Genomic DNA, 22,569 nt, shown 5'->3' with positions numbered 1-22,569 from the left:
CGCCGCCATCTGCAGAGAATATACTGCCAGAATAAGAGAGGTGTCTATTATGGATTTTAACAAGATCAAAGCAATGGGTTTGGAATATGCCGAAAAGGGCAAGAACGCCGCCATGGATCTGGCTGAAAAGGGCAAGACGCAGGCGCTGCTGGTCAACGAACAGGGCAAGCTGCTCAAGGCACAGCGTCAGCTGGGCGCACTGGTGTACAGCCTTGCCAAGGGCAAGGAAGAAAACCAGCCGCTGGTGGATAAATACATCGAGATGATCGATACCATCGAGCAGGAGATCACCCGCCTGAAGGCTACCCTGACCCCGGCAGAAGCCGCCGAGGTGGACTACGAAGCCCCCGTGGAGGAGGAAGAAGCTGCCCCGGAACAGCCCGCCCAGCCTGCCCGCAAGACCTGCCCGCAGTGCGGCGCGCCCGTCTCGGACGATGCGCTGTTCTGCAATAAGTGCGGCGCACAGCTGTAAGCTGAAAACAGGAAAAAACTGCAACAGGGCGGTATCCCCCGCAGGATGCCGTCCTGTTTTTGTGAAAAGCGCAGAAAACCATGAAAAATGCTGGAAAATTGCGGTTTTTTGCTTGAAAAACCGCAGCAGCTGCGGTACAATTTACAGTATCTTTTCAAAAGGAGATGGAACGTGTGCTGGACTGGACCCCACAGCCGCCCTATACAGCGGAGCAGCTGCTGCAGGTGATCCGCATCCTGCGGGACCCGGAAAACGGCTGTCCGTGGGATAAGGTGCAGACCCATGCTTCCATCCGCAAAAATTTTCTGGAAGAGACCTGCGAAGCGCTGGAAGCCATTGATGCAGACGACGCCGTGCTGCTCCGGGAGGAGCTGGGAGACGTGCTGATGCAGGTGGTGTTCCACGCCGCCATAGAGGAAGAGCGGGGACGCTTTACCTTTGAGGATGTGTGCGGCAATGTCTGCGAAAAGCTGGTGTTCCGGCACCCCAACATCTTTGCATCCTCCGCAGCGGAAAACGCCGGTATAAATGGCTGGGATGCGCTCAAAAATAAGGAAAAGGGGCGCACCACCCTTGCCGACGAGCTGGCCACCGTGCCCGCTACGCTGCCCGCGCTCATGCGGGCGCAAAAGCTGCAAAAGCGTGCCGCCGGGCATGGCCTTGGGCAGCAGGATGCAGCCGCAGCACAGCACCGGCTGGAAGCCGCCGTGCAGGACTTTGCCACGGCAGACGCCGCCGCAAAGCAGGAAGCCGCAGGCCGGCTGCTGTTTGCAGCGGTAAACGCCGCCCGGCTTGCGGGAGTGGATGCAGAGGAAGCGCTGACTTTTGCATCCAAGCGCTTTGCACAGCAGTGTCTGGAACAGGAACAACGCGGTACTCAGGTCGAATGACCTGCTCCGATAGAACGAGAGAATTCAAGACAAAATCAGATGGAGGCAAATAATATGACCAAGACCGACTTGATCGCACAGGTTGCGGCAAACACCGAAATGAGCAAGAAGAGCGCTGAGCAGGCTGTCAACGCCGTTTTTGAAGCACTGGGCAAGGCAATGACCGAGGGCGAAAAGATCAGCATCTCCGGCTTCGGCACCTTTGAGGTGCGCGAGCGCGCCGAGCGTCAGGGCATCAACCCCCGTACCCGCGAGCCCATCACCATCGCTGCTTCCCGCAGCATCGTGTTCAAGCCCGGCAAGTCCCTGAAGGACACCCTGTAATCGGTTCTGTCACGCCGCCGCTGCCTGCACAAGGTGCGGCGGCTTTTTTGCTGAAAAGAAAGGAATAACGCCAATGCGTCTGGATAAATATCTCAAGGTCTCCCGCCTCATCAAGCGCCGCACCGTGGCAAACGAGGTGGCGGATGCAGGCCGCATCCTCATCAACGGCAAGGTGGCCAAGGCCAGTCAGGCCGTCAACGCCGGGGACATCATCGAGGTCACCTTCGGCAACCGTCCCATCAAGGTGCGGGTGCTCTCGGATGAAGAGCCCCGCACCAAGGACGTTGCCCGCGAGATGTACGAGGTGATCGCGGAATAACCGCCCGCCCTGCCCGCATACAATGCTGGCAGAGGGGGACTGCCTATGGAAAAAGCTGCCGCAAAGCCGCCGCTGCCCCATGACCTGATCTTAGAAAGCCGCAGCAGGCTGACTGTTACCGGGGTGCAGCGGGTGCTGCATTGCAGCGCCGAAAGCGCCGCGCTGGAGACCGGCAAGGGCATTCTGCACCTGTCCGGTGCGCAGATCAGTATGCAGACACTGGACTTGGAAGCCGGGGAAGCAAAGCTGACCGGGCGGTTCGATGGGCTGGAGTATACCGCCGCCCGCGCAGCCGGGGGCTTCTGGCACCGGCTGCTGCGCTGATGGTGCAGGTGCTGCTGCCCGCCCGGCTTTTGCAGGAAGCTGCCGCCTGTGCCGTGCTGGGCGCTGCCCTTGGCGCGGCGCGGGCGTTTTTGCCGGTGCGGGGCAGGGCGGCTTTTGCGCCGGACGTGCTGCTTTCCGGTGCGGTGCTGCTGGCGTGCCAGAGCTACGCCGCCGGGTACAGCGCCGCCGGGGGGCTGCGGTGGTACATGGCGGCGGCAGCCTTTGCCGCTGCCCTTTGCGCTGCCGGGGTGCTGGGCGTCCCGCTGCGGGCGCTGGGGCGGGGGATCGGGGCTGTTTTGCGCCGTTTTGCGGTGCAGCCTGTGCGCCGCCGCCGCGCTGCGGCGAAAACTGCCCGCAAATTACGCCGGAACGCGGAAAGAACCGCAAAAAAATCCAAAAAGAACTTGCCAAACCAGCGGGCATTGTTGTATAATTCAAACGTATCAAAGTAAGAGAACAGACGCGGAAGGTCTGCTGTTCAGACAGGAGCGTAAGGCAATGACGAATACGGGACGCAAAAAGCGCAGAAAGAATGCAGTGGTCACCATGGCGTTCCGCCTGTTTTTCGTGCTGCTTTTGCTGAGTATGCTGGCGGCTTATATCTCCAATCAGGTCACCATCAGCTCCAAGCGGGCAGAACTGGAAACACTGAACGAACAGGTGGCGCAGCAACAGACGGAAAATCAGGAACTGCAGCGCGTACTGAGCGGCGATGCCGACCAGATCACTGAATGGGTCGCACGCGACTCTTACAACTACGCCGCACCCAACGAGCGCATCTTTGTGGATGTGACCGGCAACTGACCGCGCGGCAGGTCAAGAGTTTTGGAAAACAAGGAGTATTGAGTTTTGGCAATTGAGGTAGGGAACGTATTCGAAGGCCGCGTGACCGGTGTAAAGCCCTTTGGCGCATTTGTAGCGCTGCCGGAGGGGCGTGTCGGCATGGTCCACATTTCCGAGGTATCCAACGAGTTCGTGCAGGATATCAACACTGTGCTGCACGATGGCGATGAAGTTAAGGTGCAGGTCATCAACATTGCACCGGACGGCAAGATCGCGCTGTCCATCAAGCGGCTGCTGCCCCCGGCGCCGCGTCAGCCCCGGGAAGGCCGCCCCGCAGGCCCCCGTCCGGGCGGTTTCCGCAATGGGCAGGAGGGCGGACGCTCCGGCGGTCGCGGTGCAGGCCGTGCCCCCCGTGAAGGCGGCAGAGGCCCTGCCCGGGAGGCGGCTCCCCGCGTGTGGCAGCCCAAGACACCCGTCCGCTCCGACAACCTGAGCTTTGAGGACATGATGAGCCGCTTCAAGAGCCAGAGCGAGGAGAAAATGGCGGATCTCGACCACGAGACCAACAACCGCCGGGGCGGCGGTTATGCCCCCCGCAGCCGCCGCGGCCGCTGAGCCATCGCATCGGCTGGGATCACAAGGAACACAGGCAGGCCTGTCCCCGGTCGGACAGGTCTGTTTTTTCGGGACTGAACAGAAAGGAACTACCATGCCCGCAAAATTTGAACTGATCGCGCCCTGCTTTTTCGGGTGCGAATCCACCGCTAAATTTGAGCTGACCCGCATCGGCGCAGAGAACATCCGGGTGGAGGATGGCCGTCTGAGCTTCTGCGGCGGGGCAGAGATGATCGCTGCCGCAAACCTCAACCTGCGCACCGTGGAGCGCGTGATGCTGCTGCTGGCACGCTACAAGGCCGCCACCTTCGACGAGCTGTTCGACGGCGTGTATTCCATCCCGTGGGAGGAGTTTCTGCCTGCGGATGCCGCCTTCCCGGTCACCGGCTCTTCCCTGAACAGCCAGCTGACCAGCATCCCCGCCTGCCAGAGCGTCATCAAAAAGGCGGTGGTCAAGCGCCTGATGAAGGGTCACCGCACCACCGTGCTGCCCGAGAGCGGCGTGGAGTACAAGGTGCGCTTTATGCTGCGCAAAAATGTGTGCGAGATCATGCTGGACACCACCGGCGAGGGCTTGCACAAGCGCGGCTACCGCCGCAACGCCATGGAAGCCCCTCTGCGCGAGACGCTGGCGGCGACCATCGCCGACCTTGGCCGTGTGCGCCGCGACAGCCTGGTGGAGGACCCCTTCTGCGGCAGCGGCACCCTGCTGATCGAAGCCGCGCAGAAGGCCATGAACATTGCCCCGGGTCTGAAACGCCGCTTTGCCGCCGAGCGCTACAGCTTTGTGCCCGCTGCCCTGTGGGCAGAGCAGCGCCAGAAGGCACTGGCAGAGTCCAAGCTGGATGTGGGCTTTGAAGCTTACGGCTACGATATCGACCCCGCCGCTGTGGCACAGGCCAACGCCAACGCCAAGCTGGCGGGTGTGGAGAACCGCTGCCACTTTGAGGTGACGGATGTTGCCACCTTTGCCGCAAAGCCGGAGGCCATCGTGCTGACGAACCCTCCCTACGGCGAGCGTCTGGGCACCATTGAGGGCGCTGCCAAGCTGGCGCGCACGCTGGGACAGCAGATGGAAGCCAGCCCCTGCGCCGGGCTGTACGCCATTACCGCCGATATGGACTTTGAACTGCACTACGGCAAGCGCGCCAACAAGCGCCGTAAGATGTACAACGGCATGATCCCCTGCCAGCTGTATATGTACTATAACGCCCCCAAGACCGAAAAGATGGCAAAGCCCATGCCCAAATCCGGCTTTGACGGCAAGCGCACCCATTTTGAAAAGAAGTAAGGTCATTTGACTGCCCGCCCGGCAGACATTGCACTGAAAAAGTGTGTCTTTTTCCGGGAAAATCCGGCACAAACACCCGCAGATCATCTTTTGCTGAAAAGAGACGGTCTGCGGGTATTTTTAATAGAAAAATAGATTTCACAAAATTCGGCATAATGACAAATTACGGCAGTTTTTGCATCCGGCAGTTGCGTTGCCGAACAAAAAGGATTATACTAACCTTATTGACCGCAGGATACAAAAACTGTACAGAAAGGATGGCTGGCTTATATGAAGGGACGGATGCGGCCCTATCTGCCGGAACTGACGATCCGGGATTACAACACCTATATGCGTTATCTCCGCGGGGTGCGGCGGCAGATGTATAAGTCCTACGGCTTCTACGCCTGCCATCTGCTGCGCACCAACGGGGTGCTGTTTGCCATCCTGTCCGACAGTCTGGCGGGGCGTATGCCCACCTGCAAACGGCAGCGGATGCCCGGCACGCCGTTCCGGCGCAGCATGATGTGCCAGACGCTGGGCATCCGGCAGGCGGCGCAGACGGAGATCCTGATGGGCTGGCATAATCTGCAGGACCGCAAGTACAGCGAGCTGCGCCCGGTCAAGCGTTTGCGCCGCGCAGCGGACAAGCTGCTGCTGCGCCGCGCCTACGAGAAAGCGCGGCAGGAGAACCCGGCACTGGAGCGGCTGTTTGCGCAGGAGCGGGAGCAGGCGGTGGTGCAGATGAACCTGAGCGCCAAAAACTACGCCCTTGCGGCTGAACCTATGAGCAACGTCTACGGCGCTTTGTACTCCACGCTGGCTACGGATGACCCCAACCAGCGCAAGAGTATGCGGTATATCGGCAGCTGCATCGGCCGCATCTTCTATCTGCTGGATAAGGCCGAGCGCTTTGAAGCCGACCGCCGCAACGGCCAGTACAACGTGTTCGTGGTCAACGAGCTCAACGGGCAGGCTGCTGCCATAGAGAACGCCCGGCGGCAGGCACTGGCTGCGGTCAACGACCTGATGCGGGCGTACAAGATGCTGGATCTCAAGCTGAATGACACCCTGCTGAACAATATCATGATCTTAGGTCTGCAACACGCGGTCTACCCGCTGGAGCAGGATGTAGATACCGAAAAGTGGGAGATCCCATGAAGAAGCGAAGAAGCAAAAGCTGGGCCATGGCGTACTGCGGCATGGCAGCGGCACTGTGCGTGGCACTGATGCTGCTGGGCACCATCATCCCTATTGCCATGTTCATTGCACCGGCGGTGGCAAGCTTTCTCATTGCAACGGTGTGCATGGAGTGCGGCATCACCATGGCGTGGACGGCGTACGCCGCCGTCAGCCTGCTGGGGCTGCTCTTTGTGCCGGATAAGGAGATCGCCCTGATCTTCACCGTGCTGCTGGGCTATTACCCGCTTGTCAAGCCCAAATTTGACCGCATCCGCCCCCGGGCATTGCAGCTGGTGTGCAAGCTACTGCTGTGCAACGGGGCGGTGCTGGCGATGTACGGCCTGCTGCTGGTGCTGGTGCCGGCGGGCAGCATTTCGCAGGAGCTGCGCACCACCGCACTGGCAATGACTCTGCTCACACTGGGTATGGGCAACGTGGCGTTTGCCCTTTACGACCGCGCCCTGTGCAATCTGCTGCTGCTGTACAAGCTGAAGTGGCAGCCCAAACTGCATAAAATGCTGGGGATGCACTGAGCCCCAAACAACTTTGAAAGAAGGAATGTGTACCGCAAGCTGACGCAAAGCGCCGGGCCACACGGGTGACAGCCGTGAGGGTGACGAGGAGAGGGATCATCGAAAGATTCGGCGGATGTTTCTCCGGCTGAGGGCTATACCAGCCGCAGAACAGGGCAAAAACCGGCAGCAATACCGGAACAGAACCCTGCAAAGAAAGCCATACAAGAACATAGACTTTGATAGAGGAAACTGACTGTGCAGCAGCGCATTTCGGCGCGCCGCAGTCGGTCTGGAGGTATTTTGTATGTGTGGCATTGTAGGTTATGTCGGGATGCGCAGCGCCCAGCAGGTGCTGCTGGACGGTTTGGAAAAGCTGGAGTACCGCGGGTACGATTCTGCCGGTGTGGCGCTTACCCAGCGGGACGGCATCCGCGTGGTCAAAAGCAAGGGGCGGCTCTCCACCCTGCGCAGCAAACTGGAAGAGCTGGCGCTGCCCCAGAGCGGCTGCGGCATCGGTCATACCCGCTGGGCGACCCACGGCGAGCCCAGCGATGTGAACAGCCACCCGCACTCCACGCCCCGGGTCAGCATCGTGCACAACGGCATTATTGAAAACTACGGCGCTTTGAAGGAGCGCCTGATCGCCAAAGGCTACACCTTTACCAGCGAGACCGACACCGAGGTGCTGGTAAAGCTCATCGACAGCTGCTATCAGGGCGAGCCGCTGCAGGCTTTGCAGGCTGCGCTTGCCAAGGTGCGGGGCAGCTACGCGCTGGCGGTGCTGTTCAAGGACTACCCGGACACCATCTTTGCGGTCAAGCGGGAAAGCCCGCTCATCGTGGGCTGGGGCGAGGGCGAAAACTTTGTGGCATCGGATATCCCGGCGCTGCTCAAGTACACCCGCAGCTACAGCGTGCTGGAAGAAGGGGACATGGCGGTGTGCACGGCACAGGGCATCCGCTTCTATAACGAGTTCGGCGAGGCGGTGGAGCGCGAAAAGCTGACCGCAGACTGGGACATGGAAGCAGCCGAAAAGGGCGGCTACCCCCACTTTATGCTCAAGGAGATCAACGAGGAGCCCGCCGCCATCACGGCAACGGTCAGCCCCCGGGTGGAGAACAGTCTGCCGGAGCTGCGCATCCCGGAACTGACGGACGAAAAGCTGCGCAGCATCGGCACAGTGCATCTGGTGGGCTGCGGCACAGCCATGCACGCCGGTATGGTGGGCAAGACCGCCATCGAAGCGCTGGCGCGGGTGCCTGCAGAGGTGGATATCGCCAGCGAGTTCCGCTACCGCGACCCCATCCTGAAGCCGGAGGATCTGGTCATCATCATCAGCCAGTCCGGCGAGACCAGCGATACGCTTGCCGCCCTCAAGCTGGCTAAGAGCCGGGGCGTGCCGGTGCTTGCCATCGTGAACGTGGTGGGCAGCAGCATCGCCCGGGCGGCGGATTACGTCATGTACACCTACGCCGGGCCCGAGATCGCGGTGGCGTCCACCAAGGCCTATATGGTGCAGCTGTGCGTGCTGTACCTGTTTGCCCTGCGCCTGGCCTACGCGCGCGGGCAGCTGACCGAGGAAAAGACCAAATACTACACCGCCCAGCTGCTGCACGCATCCGAGGTCATCAAGCCCCGCCTTGCGGACTGCGAGCAGATCAAGTACCTTGCCAGCCGCTATGTGAACACCCAGAGCTGCTTTTTCATCGGGCGTGGGTTCGACTACGCCCTTTCGCTGGAGGGCAGCCTGAAGCTGAAGGAAATCAGCTATGTGCACTCGGATGCCTACGCCGCAGGCGAGCTGAAGCACGGCACCATCAGCCTGATCACGGACGGCGTGCCGGTCATCGCACTGGCGACCCAGAAAAACGTCTACGAAAAGACCATCTCCAACGCCAAGGAGACCCGCAGCCGCGGCGCACGGGTGCTGCTGTTCACCACCAAGGACGCGGAAGTGCCGGAGGGCGTTGCCACCGAGGTCATCCGCTTGGACGAGTACGACGACATCCTGATGCCGCTGCAGCTCATCGTGCCCTTGCAGCTGTTCGCCTACTACATGGCGGTGCTGCGCGGCTGCGACGTGGATAAGCCCCGCAACCTTGCCAAGAGCGTAACGGTGGAGTAACAGGGAAGAATAGAACACAAAACCGCCCGCTGCACGAAATGGTGTGCAGCGGGCGGCTTGCTATATGCGGGAAGAACAGGGGCGCTTACCAGAACCAGTAGCGCTTCTTGAACGCGATGTAGACCACGGCGATCAGGATCACAACCACGCCGCCGGCGATGAAGAAGGACCAGTTGATATTGCCGAACCGCAGGTTCTGGTTGGTCAGCAGGTAGCGGCCGGCAGTGTCGGCGGTGATCACGCCGTCCTTGTAGCTGTTCAGGTACTGCCACTTGTTGCTGATGGTGTTGTACAGGTACAGGCGGGAGTAGGTGCTCACATCCAGCTCCAGCTGCACCGCGCAGGGAAGGGCACGGCCATTGTCCAGCTCAAACTCCAGCCCCTCTTCACTCTCGGTAAAGGTGATGGCGGTGTCGATCTCGCTGATGGTGCTCTTTACGTTTTTGCCGGAAACGTTCATGGTGTAGCCGTCGCCCACCACGCACAGGGTCTTGCCGGTGGTGCGCAGGGCGTTCAGAATCTCGCCGGTCACGATGGGCACCTCAGACTGGTTGAACACCACCTGATCCTCCGTGCTGTCCTGAATGGTCTGCACCACAGGGTCCAGCGGGATGGAGGCGTTGTCGTCCGGGGTATTGGTGCCGGCATTGCTGTTATCGCTGCCGGAGGAAGCATCTGCCGAGCGGTTCACGATGACCGTGACCATGGCAGTGGCCTTGCCGTTGGAAATGGTAATGGAGGTAGAGCCGGTGCCCACCGCCGTGACCACGCCCGAAGGGCTGACCGTGGCAATGCTGCTGTTGCCGGACTTGAAGGTGAAGGACTGGGATGCACTGGCAGGGGTGGCTTTAGCCGTGATGGTGCGGGTGGCACCGGGCTTGAGCACGATGTAGTTGGTGCTGGGGGTGATCACCTGCCCGCTGTTGCTGGACGTAGTGCCGCTTGTGCCGGTGGAGTCTGTGGGCAGGGCAAGCACCGTAACGGTGGTGGTGGCCACCACCGAACCGCAGGCAGCGGTAATGGTGGCAGTGCCGGGCGCTACGCCGGTCACGCGGCCAAAGCTGTTCACCGTGGCGATCTTCTCGTTAGAGGAGGTCAGGGTGACGGTGGCGTAGTTGGAAGCGGAACTGGGGCGCACCTGCAGCGAAGCCGACACCGAGTTGCCCACATAGATGGTGTTGGAGGAGAGGGAAAGGTCCATCTCGGTCACGATCATGGAGGAGTCCATGGAGACCACGATGGTGTAGGCGCAGATCTGGTTGCCGGCGGCTGCGGTAATGGTGGCAGTGCCAACGCCCACAGCCTGTACCACGCCGCTGCTGCTTACGGTCAGCACGCTGCTGTCATCGGTCAAAAAGACCACAGAGTCGGTGCTGTAACTGGGCTTGACCACGGGGGACAGCTGCTGGGAAGCGCCCAGCAGCATATTGGCAGAGTAGCTGCCGGTGGAAATGCTCTCGGCAGGGACATCCTTGGACCAGGGCAGTGAAACGCCGTTCTGCGCTTCAACAGGCAGGCCGGCGGCGGCAGCGCTCAGGGCGGTGCCGCATACCAGCACACCCAGCATCAGCACACAGGCGGCCAGTTTCTTTGCGGTTCGAATCATGTTGTTTGTACCTCTTTGGGGTGGTGTAAAAGGGGGGGCATCCTGCCGTGCTGTGCAGTCCGCTTTTAGCGGAACAGCACGCCCAGTGCCTCCATGGCATACTCAAAATAGGTGACCTGATCGTATTCCACGCGGGCGGTCACGCTCATACCGTTGGCAAGATCCACCTTGTCGCCGCTGCGGCTCACCACATAGGTGGCATCGGGCTTGATGGTCATCTTGTAGTAGGAGGTGCTGCTGCTGGAGGTCACATCACTGTCAATGGAGGTGACGGTGCCGGTCAGCGTGCCGTAGGAATACTCCGACAGGCCGGTGATGGCGATCTTGCAGGGGTCGCCTACGTGCAGCAGGGGACGGTCGTTCACCGACACCATAGCCACGATCTCCAGATCGTCGTTCTCGCTGGCAATAGTAGCCATTGCAGAGCCGGCGCTCAGCACCATGCCCTCCTTGTAGGGGGTGTCCATGTGGATCACGCCGGAGGTGGGCGCATAGATGAAGTAATCGTTGGCGCCGGTGTTCAAAGAATCCATCTGCGCCTGCAGGTTGTCCACATTGACCTGTGCGCTGTTGATGCTCTGGGAGATGGACTGCATGGTGGAGTAGTATAGGGACTCCAGCTCACTCTGGTTCTGCTCCATCAAAGCCTTGATCTGGGTGTCGGAGTAGCCGGCAGCCTGATAGGTAGAAGCGTCAAAGGTCTTTTGTGCTACCTGACTTTTGTAGGTCTGGTACTGGTAGTAGTAGGGCTGATCCTCAGCGCTGGTCTCGTCGAAGTAGTTGGTGTCGTCCTGAATGCACTTGAGCAGCTTGTTGTACTGATCCAGCTGCTTCTGGTAGATATCCAGCTGGCTCTGCAGGGTGTCCTTCTGCATATCCAGATCCGTGCTCTTCAGCCGGGCGATCAGGTCGCCCTCGTTCACATAGCTGCCCTCCGAGACATACAGCTCGGTAATGGAGCCGGAGTAGCTGGACATGATGTAGGTCTTGTTGGCGGCCTGCACCACACCGCTGTTCTGGCTGACATAGATGCGGTTGGTCTGGGTGCTCCAGATCACCAGAAAGATCATGAACAGCCCGGTCAGAATGACAAAGGCGTACCCGTAAGGGGGCAGCTTTTTGTCCATCATGATCCGGCGGTCCTGCAGATCCGAAAGGTTCTGAATGGTCGTTGTCATAATTATTTGGTCTCCATAAACACGTCGATCACGCCGTCGTCCTCGTCCTGATTGACGTAGATGGTGTAGCTGTTGCCGCTAAGCTTGATATCGTTTTCAAAAGCCAGGACCTGCAGCTTGGCGGTGGCCAGCTGGTTGAAGGCCAGAGGGCCGGTAAAGTGGGCGTACAAGCAGTTCTTTACCCGCAGCACAGCGTCCATGTGGTAGCCGGGCTCCATCTGGGTGATCATCTGGGTGGCCTGCTGCATCATGTACATGACGGGCATATGGTCCGGGCCGGTGCCTTCCACGATAGCCTGCACCAGCGGGCCGATGGGCTGTGCGCCGTTGCTCTTCATAAAGTTCTGCATCTGGGTCAGGATGACCGGCAGGTTTGCCAGCTCCTCGGGCTGCACAACGCGGGAGAGAACATTGGTCAGCTTGAGGGTCTTGTTTTCAGCAACTTTGATCTCGTTCATAGTAAATTACCCCTAATCCTGTTATTTTTTCAATGTAAGCCGGAACAAAAAGGTGCCCGGAAGCGTCTGCCTCCGGGCACACCATAACGAGGCATTCTTCGGTTTCCCGCCGGGCGGGAAAAAAGCTTATGCTGCATCCGGGCAAGGGCTGCGGATGCGGTGCGGTCAGTAGGTGATGGACTCGCCGTCGTCGTCCTCTTCCACCACAGCGGCAACTGCCTGCGGAGCAGGCTCGGCTTTGCGCTTGCGGAAGATGCCCTGCTGCATATTCCACAGCTCGGCATAGCGGCCATCCTTTGCCATCAGTTCCTCATGGTTGCCGCGCTCCACGATCTTGCCGTGATCCATCACAAGGATCAGGTCGCAGTCACGGATGGTGGAAAGGCGGTGCGCCACGATCAGCATGGAGCGGTCTGCCAGCTGCTCGTAGATCATGTTGAAGATCAGCGTCTCGGTGGCAAAGTCCAGATTACTGGTGGACTCGTCCAGAATGTAAAGGTTGGAGTCCTTCAGGAAGGCACGCGCCAGTGCGATGCGCTGCTTCTCACCGCCGGACAGGCCGTTGCCGGCTTCCTCCAGATAGGTGTTGTACTGCAGCGGCAGGTGGCGGATGAACTCGTGCGCGTCAGCCTTCTTGGCAGCTTCCTTCACCTCGTCCAGCGTAGCGTCCATGCGGGAGATGCGAATGTTGTCGTAGATGGTCTTGCTGAACAGCTCAACGTTCTGGGGCACATAGGCGATGGCGCGGCGCACCGAGTGGCTGCTGTACTCCGCCAGATTCACGCCGTTCACATCGATCTCGCCGTCCTCGGGGTCGTAGTACTTCAGCAGCAGCTTGGTAATGGTGGATTTGCCGCTGCCGCTGCTGCCCACCAGCGCCACCTTTTTGCCGGCGGGGATGGTAAAGCTGACATGATCCAGTGCCGGGGCACGGTTGCCGTAGCGGAAGGTGACGTCCTTGAACTCGATGTCGCCCTCCACCTTTTCCATCTCGCTCTGCTCCATACCCTCGGCAGTCTCGTTCTCAGCGGGGTAGTCCATGATCTCGGTCAGACGCTTCATGGAGATGCTGGCTTCCTGGATCTGCATCTGCAGGCCGATCAGGTTGCTCAGGGGGGAGGTAAAGTAGCTGGACAGGGTGCTGAATGCCATAAAGCCGCCCAGCGTCATCTCGCCGTTCAGCACCTGACTGATGCCCACATAGGTGGTCAGCATACTGAAGCCGGTGGAGATGAAGGAGGAGATCAGCCCCTGCGTGGTGCTGATGCGGCTGGAGCGCAGGCTGATCTTCAGGCTCTTCATGTACTCGCGTTCCAGATTATCCAGCTCGGTCTGCTCGTTGGCGTTGCACTTGACGGTCTCGATGCCGCGCAGGCTCTCGATCATCTGGCTGTTCAGCGCTGCAGACTGTGCCATGCTCTCTTCGTTGATCCGCTTATAGGGCTGCTTGTACACCAGCACCAGCAGGATGCTGACCAGTGCCATGAACAGCGAGATGGAGAACAGCATGGCGTTCATGCGGAACAGGATGATGCCGGTGATGACTGCCATGGAGATATCCATCACAAGGCTCAGCGCAATGCTGGTAAAGATGGATTTGATGGTGTCAGCGTCCGAGTAACGGGTGGTGATATCACCGGTCTTGCGGGTGGCAAAGAACTTCATGGGCAGGTTGAAGATGTGCCCGAAGTAGCCCAGCATCAGCGGGATATCGATCTTGATGGACAGATGGATCAGCACCCACTGGCGCACAAAGCCGATCAGCGTGCTGGTGATGCTGACCACGCTGAACACCAGGATCAGGGTGACCAAAAGGTTATTCAGCCCGTAGGGCAGCACCTCGTCCATCAGGATCTTATTGAACATGGAGGACGCGATGCCCAGAATGGTGGTGATCACCGAGCTGAGGATGGCGTAGAAGAACAGCTTTTTCTGGGGCAGAAGCAGGTCGATATACCGCTTCATCATGCCGTACTTGCCGCTCTTGCCGTCCTTACCGTCCTTGCCGTCTTTACCGTCCCTGCTGCCAAGCTTGCCGCCCTTGAACTCGGAGGTGGGGTTCAGCAGCAGCAGCACGCCGGTAAAGTTCTTGTAGAACTCGTCCAGACTGATCTTTTTCAGCTCCGTGCCGGGGTCGCCGATGATGACGTAATCCTTGCACTTATGCTTTTTGCCCTTTTTCTCTTCTTCCTTGCGGGTCTCGGCGTCCTGCAGCATATGCTTGCGGCGCGCGCCTTCGTCCTTGATGGTGGTCTTTTTGAACACCACAACAAAGTGAGCCAGACCCTGATCGGTGATCACCTGTGCAATGCAGGGAAGCGAGAAGTCGCTCAGGAAGTTTTCGCGGTCCACGCGGACTGCGGCGGTGGTAAAGCCAAGTTCATTGGCGGCTTTTTGCAGGCCGACAAGGTTAGTGCCTTTCAGGTCGGTACCCATCATATCCCGCAGGCGGGTGATGGTCACTTCCTTTTTGTAGTGCAGGCACACCATGGCCAGACAGGCAGCCGCACAGTCGGTGGTATCGTGCTGCCGGACGTAGGTATAACGCATAGATGTTTCCTTTTATTCTACAGATTTATTCAAACGACACAAAGCCGCCCTGCCGCCCGTGCTTGCCGCACAGAGCCGCCGGCCTGCCTGCTGATTTGACCAACGAAAAAACTGCGCTCCTGCACGGCAGCTTTCTGACCGGAGGAGCGCCTGTCTGCGGATGCGGGAAAGCCATGCAGCTTTTCTACATCTATAAACTTATAAAAGTATACCACATCCACTAGTGTTCTTCAAGGCGATATTTTTTAAGAACCGTTAAGAATGCGTGAAAAAAAGATACAGAAAAACAAAAAAGCGATGGAAAAACATCCATCGCTTTGCTGGCGCCTCTTGCCTGACTCGAACAGGCGACACCCTGATTAACAGTCAGGTGCTCTAACCGACTGAGCTAAAGAGGCATAACAGTGACTGCGAGAGATATTATACCGCAGTCACCGCGCTTTTGCAAGCCTTTTTTGCAAAAATTCGGAAATCAAATTTTGCAGCCTGCCCCGGAGCGAAAGCCTTCACCCCTTGGGGACAGATTTCCCCCGGCCGGGGGAAAATGTCGCATAGCGACAAAAGGGGGAACGGGTGGCTCGTAGCGCCTGAGGGGGGTACTGGCACGCAAACTCCCTCAGTCACGGCTGCGCCGTGACAGCTCCCTCGGAGAGGGAGCCTCTGGCGCGCCCGGGAACTTTGCACTTTAGCAAGAAACCTTGCCGCCATGCCAAAGGCCCCATCTTAGAGGGGGCTGTCGAGCGCAGCGAGACTGGGGGAGTTCCAGCCGGTTGCCGACAGGCTTTGACTGAGGGGGTAACTGACAAAAAAGCAGCGCAAAAACGCCCGTGGGTGCTTCTGCGCTGCTATTATAAGTTGAAATTACTTCAGCTTGCTCTTGGCCTTCATGCGCTGGTCGTGGTTCAGGATCTGCTTGCGGATGCGCAGATTCTCCGGGGTAACCTCCAGCAGCTCGTCCTGTGCTAGGAACTCCAGGCAGCCCTCCAGGCTCAGCTTGCTGATGGGGATCAGGCGCAGAGCGTCGTCGGAGCCGGAAGAACGGGTGTTGGTCAGGTGCTTGGTCTTGCAGACGTTCACGTCCACATCCTCGCCGGAAGCGGTGTAGCCGATGACCATGCCCTCGTACACCTTCTCGCCGGGGCCCACCAGCAGGGTGCCGCGCTGCTGGGCGTTGAACAGACCGTAGGTGACGGCCTCGCCGGTCTCAAAGCTGACCAGAGAACCGGTGGAGCGGTTGGCGATCATGCCAGCCCAGACGTCGTAGCCGTCAAAGATCTGGTTGATGATGCCCTCGCCGTGGGTATCGGTCAGGAACTGGTTGCGATAGCCGAACAGACCGCGGCTGGGCATACGGAACTCCAGACGGACACGGTCGGTGCCCAGAGACTCGATCTGCTGCAGCAGTGCCTTGCGCTGACCCAGACCGGTCATGACAGCGCCCTGATACTGGGTGGGCACGTCGATGACAACGTGCTCCATGGGCTCGTAGGTCTTGCCGTCGATGACCTTGGTCAGAACGTGCGGGGGAGATACCTGCAGCTCGTAGCCTTCACGGCGCATGGTCTCGATGAGGATGGACAGGTGCATCTCACCACGGCCCATGACACGGAAGGAATCAGTGGTGGCGGAGTCCTCCACCTTCAGGGCCACGTCCTTCAGCAGTTCCTTCTGCAGACGGTCGCGGATCTGACGGCTGGTGACGTACTTGCCCTCGCGGCCAGCCAGCGGGCTGTCGTTGACCGAGAAGGTCATCTCCACGGTGGGGTCGTTGATCTTGACGAAGGGCAGCGGCTCGATCTGAGCGGGGCTGCACAGGGTGTTGCCGATGGTCACGTCCGGCAGACCGGAGAATGCCACGATATCACCTGCGGTGATGTTGTCGCACGGCTGACGGCCGTTGGCCTGGAAGTCGTACAGCTTGGTCAGACGGCCGCGCATCTTCAGGTCGGGGTTGTGCCAGTCACACACGACCACTTCCTCACCCACCTTGGCAACGCCGTTCTGGATACGGCCGATGCCGATGCGGCCCACGAACTCGTTGTAGTCCACAGAGGAGACCAGCATCTGGAAGGGAGCCTCAGGGTCGCCCTCCGGCGGCTTGATGGTGCTCAGCAGGGTGTCGAACAGGGGGATCAGGTCGGTGCCCGGCACATCCGGGTCCAAGCTGGCGGTGCCGTCACGGCCGCAGCAGAACAGCATGGGGCACTCCAGCTGCTCGTCGGTAGCACCCAGATCCATCAGCAGGTACAGCACCTCGTCGATGACTTCCTTGATGCGGGCATCGGGACGGTCGATCTTGTTGATGGCCACCACAAGGCTCAGGTTCTGCTGCAGAGCCTTCTGCAGCACAAAGCGGGTCTGGGGCATACAGCCCTCGGCAGCGTCCACCAGCAGCAGCACGCCGTTGACCATCTTCAGCACGCGCTCTACCTCGCCGCCAAAGTCGGCGTGGCCCGGGGTGTCGACGATGTTGATCTTGACGCCCTTGTAGGTGCAGGAGCAGTTCTTTGCCAGAATGGTGATGCCGCGCTCACGCTCGATATCGCCGCTGTCCATCACGCGCTCGGCCACGGCCTGATTGTCGCGGAAAGCGCCGCTCTGACGCAGCAGGGCATCCACCAGCGTGGTCTTGCCGTGGTCAACGTGAGCGATAATGGCAACGTTGCGCAAATCGTTACGAACCATAAATTTCTACCTCTCTATTTGAAAAGACTCATAAAATACGAACGAACGTCATACAAACCTAAGTTTATAACAGAACAGGGTGGTTTGTCAAGATTGTATAAAAATTTTTTCTGCAATTCAGCATTATGCCCGTAAACTTTCCGCAGATTTGTGCGGCGTGTACCTTAAAAATATGCTATACTAAAGCTATAAAACGAACCGGAGGTGTTCTGCATTGAAGCTTACGTTTTTAGGCGCGAACCACGAGGTGACCGGCAGCTGCACCATGCTGGAAGCGGCAGGGCAGCGATTCCTCATCGACTACGGCATGGAGCAGGGCAAAAATGTGTACGAGAACCAGCCCCTGCCCGTAGCCCCCGGCGAGATCGACTTTGTGCTCATCACCCATGCCCATATCGACCATACCGGCCTTTTGCCGCTGCTGGCGCACAACGGCTTCCGGGGCAGGATCTACGCCACCATCCCCACCGTGGAGCTGTGCGGCATCATGCTGCGGGACTCGGCGCATATTCAGGAGTTTGAAGCCGAGTGGAAAAACCGCAAGGGCAAGCGCTCCGGCGCAGAGCCGGTAGAGCCCATGTACACCGTGCAGGACGCCGAAGCCGCCTGCCGCCTGTTCCGGGGCGTGGAGTACGACAAGCGCATCCAGCTTGCCCCGGGTATCGAAGCACGCTTTGTGGACGTGGGACACCTGTTGGGCTCTGCCAGCATCGAGCTGTGGATCACCGAGGGCAGCACCACCACAAAGCTGGTGTTCTCCGGCGATATCGGCAATTTGGAGCAGCCCATCATCAAAGACCCCACCTATATCCAGCAGGCGGACTATGTGTTCATGGAGTCCACCTACGGCGACCGCAACCATGACCCCCGGCCGGACTATGTGGCAGAGCTGGCAAAAATTTTGCAGCGCACCTTTGACCGGGGCGGCAACGTGGTAGTGCCCAGCTTTGCGGTGGGACGCACGCAGGAGATGCTGTATTTTTTGCGGGAGATCAAGGAAAAAGGACTGGTCAAAGGGCACGGCAACTTCCCGGTCTACATCGACAGCCCGCTGGCCACCGAAGCCACCCGCATCTTCCGGGATACAGACCCCGGCTGCTTTGACGCCCAGACCCGCGCTTTGCTGGAAAAGGGCATCGACCCCATCAACGTGCCGGGGCTGCGCATCAGCGTGACCAGCGAGGACTCCCGCATGATCAACACCGACCGCACGCCCAAGGTCATCCTGTCCGCCAGCGGAATGTGCGAAGCCGGACGCATCCGCCACCACCTCAAGCACAACCTGTGGCGGCCGGAATGCACCATCCTGTTCGTGGGCTTTCAGGCGGTGGGCACCTTGGGACGCACCCTCATTGAAGGAACGGACTTGGTCAAGCTGTTCGGCGAGCCCATCGAGGTGAAGGCAGAGATCTGCCAGCTGACCGGAATGTCCGGCCATGCCGATAAAGACGGCTTGCTGCGCTGGGTGAACGCCTTTACAGAAAAGCCCCGGCGGGTGTTCGTGATCCACGGCGAGGACGAGGTGGAGAACCGCTTTGTGGCTACCCTGACCGAACAGGGCTTTACCGCCTGTGCGCCCTACAACGGTGCGCAGTGGGCGATCGGTGCCGAGGGCGCAGTCTGCCTGCAGGAGGGCACGAAAGTCCGCGTGGAGCAGAGGACAGGCGAGGGTGCAAACCGCGCCGCTACCGTGTTCCAGCGGCTGGTCAGCGCCGGTAAGCGCCTGCTGCGGGTCATCGAGCACAACGAGGGCGGCGCAAATAAGGATCTGGCAAAATTTGCCGACCAGATCAACGCCCTGTGTGACAAATGGGACAGGTAATGCGGCAGTCTTTTGCGGCAGAGCAGCCCCGGGAAAAACGCAGCTGCGTCAAAAGCTTCCGGGTGCGCTGCGCCGCTGAAAAAAGAGAATAGATTTTTGTAAAAAACCGTTGACAAGCGCCCCTCCGGCTGGTATAATAACCCATGTCGTCAGGCAACAGGCCAGACATCTGGGGGTTTAGCTCAGCTGGGAGCCCGGTTGGTATCAAAACACACCCCCAGTCAGATAGTCCTGCGACAATCAAATTCCTAACAAAAAACTCCATCCAAGAGGTTCGCTTCTTGGATTTTATGGGGGATTAGCTCAGCTGGGAGAGCGCTTGCATGGCATGCAAGAGGTCAGCGGTTCGATCCCGCTATTCTCCACCAAAAAAGCACTGTACTTCGTTTGAAGTATGGTGCTTTTCTTTTTGCTTTCTTAGAGGTTGCATCGAGAATCAGCCAAATGCCTGATTTTGCAGGCGCATGGACGGCAACCCCCAATTCTTGCTGTTTGGTTGTTTTTGAAAATACTGGTTCGATGCCCGACTGTTTTGCAGGCGAACGTATCACTCTCCCTCGATGTACGGAGTAAGGTCGAAGTTGAACGAGATGTTGATCTGGTATCCGCGATAAACGTCTACCCTGCGGATGAGCTGGTTGACGATCATCTTCTTCGCTTCAAAATTTGCACTGTCGTACAGGTCAGCATAAGAAATCAGTTCATCATACAGCCGCGACACTTTATCCATCAGCTCTGCCGTTTTCTCCAGTTCTTCACTGGCCGCTTCGCAAAGGTTTTCCAGCTCCGTGAGTTTCTCTTCCTGCGCTGTAATCATTTCGGCAAGGGTTTCTCTCGGTAACACGCTTTCACCTTTGATGCAAGCTAAAACCTCGGTTTTCAGTGCCAACAGGTCTTTTTCTGCCTTGTTCCGCTGTGTCTGAAGGTCTTGCAGATGATTCTTGCGTTCCGCATTCTCTTTTTCATAGCGTTTTGTAACGATCTGCTCTTTGGGGATACCCCTCATCTTGGAGAAAATCTGGCGGACAGCTTTATCAATGATCTCATCCAGAATGTGGACGGTATATCCCGTCTGCCCGGTGCAGTTGGTCTGCTTGCGGAGCTTTCCGTAACAGGTATAGCGAATACGCAGCGTATCGTCTAACGAACCATCTGCCATTTTTCGCCATTTACGGCTGCTGGTCAGTTCCAGCTTTGCACCGCAGTGTCCGCAGTAAGCGTTGCCGGCAAGCAGCGACTTCCCATGGATGTTCAAAGGAAGACGATTTTCGGCTTCCGCAGTTGAGCGCACAGAGCGTTCATTCCGAATGCGCTGTGCGTTTTCAAACTGTTCCTGCGGGACAATCTGCAAATCCGGCATCAATTCTGATCGTGCATCCCCGCAACGGAGAACGCCGGTGTAGGTCAGGTTTTGCACCATCCCCCGAATACTGGATGGGTGCCAGCACTTTCCGGACCTTGCACGATAGCCAGAATTGTTCAGATAGGTAGCAATGTGCTGTGGACCATAGCCCTCATACACATACTTGTCAAAGACAATCCGCACTACGGCAGCTTCCTGCTCGTTGATGTGCAGTTCGTACAGTTCATGCTTGCGCTTGTTGATACGCCCACTCCGTACAAGGTCATAGCCATAAGGCGCATTTCCGCCCTTGAAGTGACCTTCTTCTACAAGCTGGCGCAGACTGGTGCGGGTACGGACGGAAGTCTTTTCGCTTTCTCCGTCCGCCTGCCAGAATCGGATGTAGTTCAGCAGTTTGTCAGTGTGGTTGTCGAAACGCTGCTCACCCTCTTGGGTACTCCATACCCGGATGCCGTTCCGTACAAACCATTCCACAACAAAGGGCGTTTCATCTGCGATACGACCGATACGGTCGAACATGAATACCAGCAGGATATCGAACTTGCCCTTTCGGGCATAGTCCTTGATGATCTGGAGCTTGTCGCGGGCGGCGGCCCGGACTTTGTGGCCGGACACGCCTTCTTCCTGTTCTTCATGGACGATGACCCAGCCCTTCGATTCAGCGAATTTATGGCAAGCCTTTCGCTGCATGGGCAGGTCTGCTTCATGGTTGGAGTTGAAATCCACCTGCTTATCGGTGGAAACGCGGTACAAGCAGCACACGCGATTGTTATTTTTTGTCATTGTAAATTCCTCACTTTCATCATAAAAAGTGGGGATAGGCTTTATTTCGTTGTCAAAGAACGTCCGGCAATGGCTCGGTTTGTAATATCGCCCGTTACCGCACTCAGTATAGCGTTTGATTCTGCATTCGTCCATGATGTCAACCTACCTTCTTCGTATAGCTGGTGGCAAGCAGGATGTTCCGAATGCGTTCAAATGCTTCCGGGTTGGGTTCTTTGGAAAAACTGAAAACAACAGGATAGCCATTGATTACCAGATATTGCCGGTTAGCATCACTGTCAGTCGCAGGAAGATTTCCTGCGACCTGAGAAAACTTGTCGATCATTGTAGTGCCCTTTCCTTTGATTTATCAGAATTTCATCGGCAGGGCATCCTTGCGGCACTTGCCGTTGTAGGCCATATAGATGGGAAAAACGTATTTCTTCCATCCGGGCAGTTTGGCAGGATTGTCCATGCCACTGCGATAAATCTCCATGGGGTGAACGCTGCGCAGCGCACGGATCAGCCGTTCCTCGCTGAACTCACCGTGATACAGTTCCATAAAGTGCATCATGCCCCGCAGGACAGATGCCCGGAACGAATCAGGCTTGCCCTCCCATGCTGCCACGATCAGCCGCATCGTTTCACAGTAGAGCGGTTCGCCCATCTGCTTATAGAGCCGGAAAGCCGTACCAACACAGCCGATGCGGTAATCGGTCAGCTGCTGGCTGTCATAATTGAGGCTCAATCCCACCCGGTTGGTGGCTGCGAGAAACGCCTTGGAAATGGCATCGCCACCCACCACCTTGGCACGGAGCTTGATGCCTGCCGTCAGCGGCGCAGAGAAGCCGTTCTGCTCGGCAAAGAGCAGGGCTTCCTGCTCCACGGTCATGCCCGTGTACACCTTGCAGAGAATCGGCAGATCCTTGCCGCCGTTGCGGAGGATGCGCCCCTCGATGGTGTGCTGCCCATCCGTTACGATGAACTGACCGTTGCGGAAACTGACCTTCGGCTCGTTTGCCACATATTCGTTGAAGTGGGCGGCGATCAGTTCCACACGCTTGCGCTCCACGCCGCGCTGATACAGTTCGCGGGGGTAGACCAGCTTGCTGCTGTGGATGACCATGAGCTGGTACGGCGGGTTGACATGGATGAAGGGATTGTTGTTGTCTTTCAGGCGCATCGCATTTCCTCCTTGATCCTCCAGATGTACGTTTCGGCTTCTTTCAGGATTTCCGCAACCTGCTGCTTACGCTTCGGGATGGTGAGCAGGCTGGGGTTAAACGTGAAGCTGTATTCCAGCCGCTGGATCATTGCGTGTACCGC

The 22,569-nt window shown here is 58.3% G+C and carries 21 protein-coding genes and 2 tRNA genes; 14 read left to right on the top strand and 9 right to left on the bottom strand.

Going from position 1 to position 22,569, the window contains the following annotated elements:
- The first annotated feature begins 49 nt into the window (after positions 1–49).
- From WMO20_RS11290 to glmS, 12 genes are all read left to right on the top strand, one after another.
- Positions 50–472, top strand: coding sequence for a zinc ribbon domain-containing protein (locus WMO20_RS11290; RefSeq protein ID WP_112091716.1), 423 nt, complete (start codon positions 50–52; stop codon positions 470–472).
- A 164-nt stretch (positions 473–636) separates the two neighbouring features.
- Complete coding sequence (gene mazG / locus WMO20_RS11285; RefSeq protein ID WP_349186899.1) at positions 637–1,362, top strand: nucleoside triphosphate pyrophosphohydrolase; 726 nt, start codon at positions 637–639, stop codon at positions 1,360–1,362.
- A gap of 39 nt (positions 1,363–1,401) precedes the next feature.
- Positions 1,402–1,686 (top strand): HU family DNA-binding protein, encoded by a 285-nt coding sequence (locus WMO20_RS11280; RefSeq protein ID WP_494337720.1) that lies wholly within the window; start codon positions 1,402–1,404, stop codon positions 1,684–1,686.
- A gap of 73 nt (positions 1,687–1,759) precedes the next feature.
- On the top strand, positions 1,760–2,005 hold the full coding sequence (locus tag WMO20_RS11275; protein WP_112091714.1) for an RNA-binding S4 domain-containing protein: 246 nt from the start codon (positions 1,760–1,762) through the stop codon (positions 2,003–2,005).
- A 45-nt stretch (positions 2,006–2,050) separates the two neighbouring features.
- Complete coding sequence (locus tag WMO20_RS11270; protein ID WP_055184816.1) at positions 2,051–2,329, top strand: YabP/YqfC family sporulation protein; 279 nt, start codon at positions 2,051–2,053, stop codon at positions 2,327–2,329.
- Positions 2,329–2,781 carry a hypothetical protein gene (locus WMO20_RS11265; RefSeq protein WP_349186898.1) on the top strand — a complete coding sequence of 151 codons (453 nt, stop codon included), beginning with the start codon at positions 2,329–2,331 and terminating at the stop codon, positions 2,779–2,781. Before WMO20_RS11270 ends, WMO20_RS11265 begins: the two co-directional genes overlap by 1 nt.
- A gap of 46 nt (positions 2,782–2,827) precedes the next feature.
- Positions 2,828–3,133 (top strand): septum formation initiator family protein, encoded by a 306-nt coding sequence (locus WMO20_RS11260; RefSeq protein ID WP_005926847.1) that lies wholly within the window; start codon positions 2,828–2,830, stop codon positions 3,131–3,133.
- A gap of 45 nt (positions 3,134–3,178) precedes the next feature.
- A complete protein-coding gene (locus tag WMO20_RS11255; RefSeq protein WP_316540800.1) occupies positions 3,179–3,727 on the top strand; it encodes a S1 RNA-binding domain-containing protein in 549 nt (182 codons plus the stop codon).
- A 94-nt stretch (positions 3,728–3,821) separates the two neighbouring features.
- A complete protein-coding gene (locus WMO20_RS11250; protein WP_349186897.1) occupies positions 3,822–5,018 on the top strand; it encodes a THUMP domain-containing class I SAM-dependent RNA methyltransferase in 1,197 nt (398 codons plus the stop codon).
- 270 nt (positions 5,019–5,288) lie between these two features.
- Positions 5,289–6,158: a DUF5685 family protein gene (locus tag WMO20_RS11245; RefSeq protein ID WP_316540802.1), complete on the top strand. Its 870-nt coding sequence runs from the start codon at positions 5,289–5,291 to the stop codon at positions 6,156–6,158.
- Entirely contained in the window at positions 6,155–6,712 is a 558-nt protein-coding gene (locus WMO20_RS11240; RefSeq protein ID WP_349186895.1) for a hypothetical protein, read from the top strand. Before WMO20_RS11245 ends, WMO20_RS11240 begins: the two co-directional genes overlap by 4 nt.
- 286 nt (positions 6,713–6,998) lie before the next feature.
- On the top strand, positions 6,999–8,819 hold the full coding sequence (gene glmS, locus WMO20_RS11235) for a glutamine--fructose-6-phosphate transaminase (isomerizing) (RefSeq protein ID WP_349186894.1): 1,821 nt from the start codon (positions 6,999–7,001) through the stop codon (positions 8,817–8,819).
- A gap of 85 nt (positions 8,820–8,904) precedes the next feature.
- On the opposite strand, the gene WMO20_RS11230 is transcribed toward glmS, so the two are convergent.
- The 6 genes from WMO20_RS11230 to typA form a co-directional block, all read right to left on the bottom strand.
- The gene (locus WMO20_RS11230; RefSeq protein WP_349186893.1) at positions 8,905–10,425 is read right to left on the bottom strand and encodes an Ig-like domain-containing protein; all 1,521 of its coding nucleotides are present in this window, start codon (positions 10,423–10,425) and stop codon (positions 8,905–8,907) included.
- Between the two features lie 65 nt (positions 10,426–10,490).
- Positions 10,491–11,603 carry an HlyD family secretion protein gene (locus WMO20_RS11225; RefSeq protein ID WP_308564402.1) on the bottom strand — a complete coding sequence of 371 codons (1,113 nt, stop codon included), beginning with the start codon at positions 11,601–11,603 and terminating at the stop codon, positions 10,491–10,493.
- A 2-nt stretch (positions 11,604–11,605) separates the two neighbouring features.
- Positions 11,606–12,061, bottom strand: a complete 456-nt coding sequence (locus WMO20_RS11220; protein ID WP_112091704.1) for a hypothetical protein — start codon at positions 12,059–12,061, stop codon at positions 11,606–11,608.
- Positions 12,062–12,226: 165 nt separating this feature from the next.
- Entirely contained in the window at positions 12,227–14,611 is a 2,385-nt protein-coding gene (locus WMO20_RS11215; protein WP_112091703.1) for a peptidase domain-containing ABC transporter, read from the bottom strand.
- Positions 14,612–14,932: 321 nt separating this feature from the next.
- A tRNA-Asn gene (locus WMO20_RS11210) sits at positions 14,933–15,009 on the bottom strand.
- A gap of 463 nt (positions 15,010–15,472) precedes the next feature.
- Positions 15,473–17,296 carry a translational GTPase TypA gene (typA, locus tag WMO20_RS11205; RefSeq protein ID WP_349186892.1) on the bottom strand — a complete coding sequence of 608 codons (1,824 nt, stop codon included), beginning with the start codon at positions 17,294–17,296 and terminating at the stop codon, positions 15,473–15,475.
- A gap of 214 nt (positions 17,297–17,510) precedes the next feature.
- Here typA and WMO20_RS11200 point away from each other — a divergent pair, with 214 nt between their 5' ends.
- Positions 17,511–19,118: an MBL fold metallo-hydrolase RNA specificity domain-containing protein gene (locus WMO20_RS11200; RefSeq protein WP_349186891.1), complete on the top strand. Its 1,608-nt coding sequence runs from the start codon at positions 17,511–17,513 to the stop codon at positions 19,116–19,118.
- A gap of 292 nt (positions 19,119–19,410) precedes the next feature.
- Positions 19,411–19,486: transfer RNA gene (locus WMO20_RS11195), tRNA-Ala, on the top strand.
- Positions 19,487–19,665: 179 nt separating this feature from the next.
- Here WMO20_RS11195 and WMO20_RS11190 read toward each other — a convergent pair.
- The 3 genes from WMO20_RS11190 to WMO20_RS11180 form a co-directional block, all read right to left on the bottom strand.
- Positions 19,666–21,264, bottom strand: coding sequence for a recombinase family protein (locus tag WMO20_RS11190; protein WP_154265486.1), 1,599 nt, complete (start codon positions 21,262–21,264; stop codon positions 19,666–19,668).
- Between the two features lie 139 nt (positions 21,265–21,403).
- On the bottom strand, positions 21,404–21,589 hold the full coding sequence (locus WMO20_RS11185) for a hypothetical protein (RefSeq protein WP_154265485.1): 186 nt from the start codon (positions 21,587–21,589) through the stop codon (positions 21,404–21,406).
- 24 nt (positions 21,590–21,613) lie between these two features.
- Positions 21,614–22,426: a DUF6551 family protein gene (locus tag WMO20_RS11180; RefSeq protein WP_349186890.1), complete on the bottom strand. Its 813-nt coding sequence runs from the start codon at positions 22,424–22,426 to the stop codon at positions 21,614–21,616.
- Positions 22,427–22,569 lie beyond the last annotated feature (143 nt).

The organism is Faecalibacterium intestinale, from assembly GCF_040096575.1.
In the GTDB taxonomy this organism is placed as follows: Bacteria; Bacillota; Clostridia; order Oscillospirales; family Ruminococcaceae; genus Faecalibacterium; species Faecalibacterium intestinale.
Note: the sequence above shows the minus strand (reverse complement) of the source record. Positions and strands in the feature narration are given on the sequence as shown.

What these genes read in the sequence shown, in the direction of transcription:
- WMO20_RS11230 (WP_349186893.1), bottom strand. Translation starts at nt 10,425, where the DNA reads ATGATTCGAACCGCAAAGAAACTGGCCGCCTGTGTGCTGATGCTGGGT.
- WMO20_RS11215 (WP_112091703.1), bottom strand. Translation starts at nt 14,611, where the DNA reads ATGCGTTATACCTACGTCCGGCAGCACGATACCACCGACTGTGCGGCT.
- WMO20_RS11225 (WP_308564402.1), bottom strand. Translation starts at nt 11,603, where the DNA reads ATGACAACGACCATTCAGAACCTTTCGGATCTGCAGGACCGCCGGATC.
- WMO20_RS11260 (WP_005926847.1), top strand. Translation starts at nt 2,828, where the DNA reads ATGACGAATACGGGACGCAAAAAGCGCAGAAAGAATGCAGTGGTCACC.
- WMO20_RS11275 (WP_112091714.1), top strand. Translation starts at nt 1,760, where the DNA reads ATGCGTCTGGATAAATATCTCAAGGTCTCCCGCCTCATCAAGCGCCGC.
- WMO20_RS11220 (WP_112091704.1), bottom strand. Translation starts at nt 12,061, where the DNA reads ATGAACGAGATCAAAGTTGCTGAAAACAAGACCCTCAAGCTGACCAAT.
- WMO20_RS11190 (WP_154265486.1), bottom strand. Translation starts at nt 21,264, where the DNA reads ATGACAAAAAATAACAATCGCGTGTGCTGCTTGTACCGCGTTTCCACC.
- glmS (WP_349186894.1), top strand. Translation starts at nt 6,999, where the DNA reads ATGTGTGGCATTGTAGGTTATGTCGGGATGCGCAGCGCCCAGCAGGTG.
- WMO20_RS11265 (WP_349186898.1), top strand. Translation starts at nt 2,329, where the DNA reads ATGGTGCAGGTGCTGCTGCCCGCCCGGCTTTTGCAGGAAGCTGCCGCC.
- WMO20_RS11290 (WP_112091716.1), top strand. Translation starts at nt 50, where the DNA reads ATGGATTTTAACAAGATCAAAGCAATGGGTTTGGAATATGCCGAAAAG.
- WMO20_RS11240 (WP_349186895.1), top strand. Translation starts at nt 6,155, where the DNA reads ATGAAGAAGCGAAGAAGCAAAAGCTGGGCCATGGCGTACTGCGGCATG.
- WMO20_RS11270 (WP_055184816.1), top strand. Translation starts at nt 2,051, where the DNA reads ATGGAAAAAGCTGCCGCAAAGCCGCCGCTGCCCCATGACCTGATCTTA.
- WMO20_RS11245 (WP_316540802.1), top strand. Translation starts at nt 5,289, where the DNA reads ATGAAGGGACGGATGCGGCCCTATCTGCCGGAACTGACGATCCGGGAT.
- WMO20_RS11180 (WP_349186890.1), bottom strand. Translation starts at nt 22,426, where the DNA reads ATGCGCCTGAAAGACAACAACAATCCCTTCATCCATGTCAACCCGCCG.
- typA (WP_349186892.1), bottom strand. Translation starts at nt 17,296, where the DNA reads ATGGTTCGTAACGATTTGCGCAACGTTGCCATTATCGCTCACGTTGAC.
- WMO20_RS11250 (WP_349186897.1), top strand. Translation starts at nt 3,822, where the DNA reads ATGCCCGCAAAATTTGAACTGATCGCGCCCTGCTTTTTCGGGTGCGAA.
- WMO20_RS11280 (WP_494337720.1), top strand. Translation starts at nt 1,402, where the DNA reads ATGGAGGCAAATAATATGACCAAGACCGACTTGATCGCACAGGTTGCG.
- WMO20_RS11185 (WP_154265485.1), bottom strand. Translation starts at nt 21,589, where the DNA reads ATGATCGACAAGTTTTCTCAGGTCGCAGGAAATCTTCCTGCGACTGAC.
- mazG (WP_349186899.1), top strand. Translation starts at nt 637, where the DNA reads ATGGAACGTGTGCTGGACTGGACCCCACAGCCGCCCTATACAGCGGAG.